The organism is uncultured Methanobrevibacter sp. (genome assembly GCF_937906425.1).
GTDB lineage: Archaea > Methanobacteriota > Methanobacteria > Methanobacteriales > Methanobacteriaceae > Methanobrevibacter.
Map to the genome: position 1 here is coordinate 1 of NZ_CALCYR010000139.1, position 2717 is coordinate 2717.

Below are 2717 nucleotides of genomic sequence, written 5' to 3' on the forward strand. Positions count from 1 at the left end.
GCTCTTCCGATCTAATTAATGAATTTTAACTCATTTAAGCAAATTCAATGGTACTAGGCGGTTTATCACTTATGGATAAAGCAACGTGAGTAACTTCGGAAACTTCAGAAGTGATTCTTTTTGAAATGGTTCTGATAACTTCCCAAGGCATTTCAGGAACAGTTGCAGTCATTGCATCAATGGAACTGATCAATCTGATAACTGCCAAATATCCGAAATCCCTTTGGTCTCCCTTAACGCCTGTAACCTTTGTGTCAGTTAAAACAGCGAAATATTGCCATAGTTCCTTATCCAAACCAGCCTTTTCAATTTCTTCCCTTACAATAGCATCAGCTGCTCTGCAGATAGCCAAATTTTCTCTTGTAAGTGGTTCAATAACTCTTACACCAAGACCAGGACCTGGGAAAGGTTGTCTGTGCACTAAAACATCAGGCAAACCTAATTCAGTACCGATTTCCCTTACTTCATCCTTGTATAAATCTCTGATTGGTTCCACAACTTTCAAAACCATACCGCTTGGCAATGCTAAATTATGATGAGATTTAATTTTTCCTTCACTTTCAATCCAATCTGGAGCGATGGTACCTTGAACCAAGTATTTAGCATCAATAGCCTGTGCCTCTTTTTCAAAGACTTCAATAAAGACTCTTCCAATGATTTTCCTTTTTTCTTCAGGATCCTTTACACCTGCAAGTTCTGATAAAAATTCATCGGAAGCATCAACATACTTGAAATTCAATCTTTCCTCAAAGATTTCACAAACCTGTTCAACTTCCCCTTCTCTTAACAAACCATGGTCAACAAAAATTGCAGTTAGATTGTCACCAATAGCTTTTTGAGCAAGAACAGAACATACTGAACTGTCAACTCCTCCAGATAAAGCAATAATAGTCTTTTCATCACCTATTTCTGCTTTAATTTTTTCAATTGCATCTTCAATAAATTCTTTTGGTCCCAACATAAATATACCTTTAATAAAAATTATTAATAAAAATAAAATTAAGTAAAAATACCATTTAAACTAAATAGATTAAAAACTAAAATTTTTATAAAATACAATTTAAACTAAATAGAATAAAAACTAAAATTGAATAAAATACAATAGATAAAACTAAAAATTATGTTTAAAATCCATTTTTATTGAAAATCTAGTATTCTTCTACGAATTTCATGATTACTGCTTCTAATCCTGCTTCCTTACCGGATTCAACAGCTTCAACCATGTCATCATACTTAACATATTTTTCAATCTTAATAGCCTTTTCACCAATACCTGAGATTCTGAAACCTTGTTCGTCGTCTCCTATTGGAATGTTAATGTATTCTCTTTTTAATTCGTCCTTATTGTCAAGTGCTTTCTTTTTGAAGTCATCTGCATTATCAAACATTTTATCAACCCAAAATTAAATTAATTAAATTAAATTATAAAGATGAGATATTTGAAATATCCCATAAATAAAATTCAATCATAAAGTAAATTATATCATCAAAAAAGATTATTTTAAAAAATTTTAAAAATTTAAAAATCACATAAAAGGTTTAAAAACTAAATAAAATTTAAAAATTTAAAAATCATATAAAAGGTTTAAAATTATTTCTTATAATTTTTACAAATCTCATAAAAGTTTTTAAAGATAAATTCCCCTTTAGGAGTGTGATGTACCTCAGGATGGAATTGAATTCCATAAATCTCCTTTTCCTTATGTTTCATTGCTTCAATATCACAAAGGGAAGAGCTTGCAATTACATCAAAATCCTCTGGAAGTGAATGCACTTCATCCTTATGGGAACTCCAAACTGCAAGAGGTGATTCAAGCTCCTTGAATAAAGGATCATCCTTTATAATGTCAATATTGACTTGAGCATAACTTTCAGTATCTGAAGTAGACACTTCACCACCAAAAGCCTTAGCTATTAATTGGTGTCCTAAACAAATACCTAAAATTGGAATATCAAAATGTTTTACAAATTCTTCAGCATTTCCAATGTCATCGATTGAAGGACCTCCACCTAAAATTAAGCCGAGTGGTTCCTTTTCTTCAAGCTCCTCAATGCTTAATTGATTGCTTATTAATTCAGAGGGAATCTGAAGATATTGTAAACTTCTTTGGATTCTGTGATTGTATTGTCCTTTGTTATTAATAACTAAAATTGTCATAAAATCTCTCAAAACTATTATTGAATAAAATCTTTATTGATATAACATACTATATTATATACTATAGTATATTTGATTAAATATATAAGTTTAATTTTTTTAACAAAGAAATTCATTGTAATAATAAGGGGAATTTTAATAAAAGTTTATAAAAAAAATTAATTTTCCGCTTTTAAATATTTAAAATTTTAATTAAAACAATTAGAATTCACAAATAAGAATAAACAAATATTAGGTTTATATAATAAAATAAAATAAAATAAAAACATAAAAATCCAAGAAGAAGAATTAAATAATAAAGATTTGAAAAAAATTAATAAAGTATTTATACTATTAAAAGAAAAATAAATCCATGGAAATTGAAGAATTAATTGCTAAAATAATCTTAATTATCGTAGCAGCAATTTTAATTAAACTTGCTGCATGGCTTTTACCTGTAATTGTTGTGCTAGCTGTTTTATACGAACTCTATATCTTTTTAACTGAAAGATAAATTTAAATAAATTTTTTTTATTCCAATAGTTATTAAATTTTAATAACTATTTTTTTAATCTTTTAA

The 2717-nt window shown here is 28.0% G+C and carries 4 protein-coding genes; 1 reads left to right on the top strand and 3 read right to left on the bottom strand.

Going from position 1 to position 2717, the window contains the following annotated elements:
* Positions 1-34: 34 nt before the first annotated feature.
* From guaA to Q0138_RS03935, 3 genes are all read right to left on the bottom strand, one after another.
* Positions 35-961 carry a glutamine-hydrolyzing GMP synthase gene (gene guaA, locus Q0138_RS03925; RefSeq protein ID WP_297981203.1) on the bottom strand — a complete coding sequence of 309 codons (927 nt, stop codon included), beginning with the start codon at positions 959-961 and terminating at the stop codon, positions 35-37.
* Positions 962-1148: 187 nt separating this feature from the next.
* On the bottom strand, positions 1149-1388 hold the full coding sequence (locus Q0138_RS03930; RefSeq protein ID WP_297981205.1) for a hypothetical protein: 240 nt from the start codon (positions 1386-1388) through the stop codon (positions 1149-1151).
* A 203-nt stretch (positions 1389-1591) separates the two neighbouring features.
* On the bottom strand, positions 1592-2158 hold the full coding sequence (locus Q0138_RS03935) for a GMP synthase subunit A (RefSeq protein WP_297981207.1): 567 nt from the start codon (positions 2156-2158) through the stop codon (positions 1592-1594).
* A 352-nt stretch (positions 2159-2510) separates the two neighbouring features.
* Here Q0138_RS03935 and Q0138_RS03940 point away from each other — a divergent pair, with 352 nt between their 5' ends.
* The gene (locus tag Q0138_RS03940; protein ID WP_297981209.1) at positions 2511-2651 is read left to right on the top strand and encodes a hypothetical protein; all 141 of its coding nucleotides are present in this window, start codon (positions 2511-2513) and stop codon (positions 2649-2651) included.
* The last annotated feature ends 66 nt before the right edge of the window (positions 2652-2717 follow it).

What these genes read in the sequence shown, in the direction of transcription:
- guaA (WP_297981203.1), bottom strand. Translation starts at nt 961, where the DNA reads ATGTTGGGACCAAAAGAATTTATTGAAGATGCAATTGAAAAAATTAAA.
- Q0138_RS03930 (WP_297981205.1), bottom strand. Translation starts at nt 1,388, where the DNA reads ATGTTTGATAATGCAGATGACTTCAAAAAGAAAGCACTTGACAATAAG.
- Q0138_RS03935 (WP_297981207.1), bottom strand. Translation starts at nt 2,158, where the DNA reads ATGACAATTTTAGTTATTAATAACAAAGGACAATACAATCACAGAATC.
- Q0138_RS03940 (WP_297981209.1), top strand. Translation starts at nt 2,511, where the DNA reads ATGGAAATTGAAGAATTAATTGCTAAAATAATCTTAATTATCGTAGCA.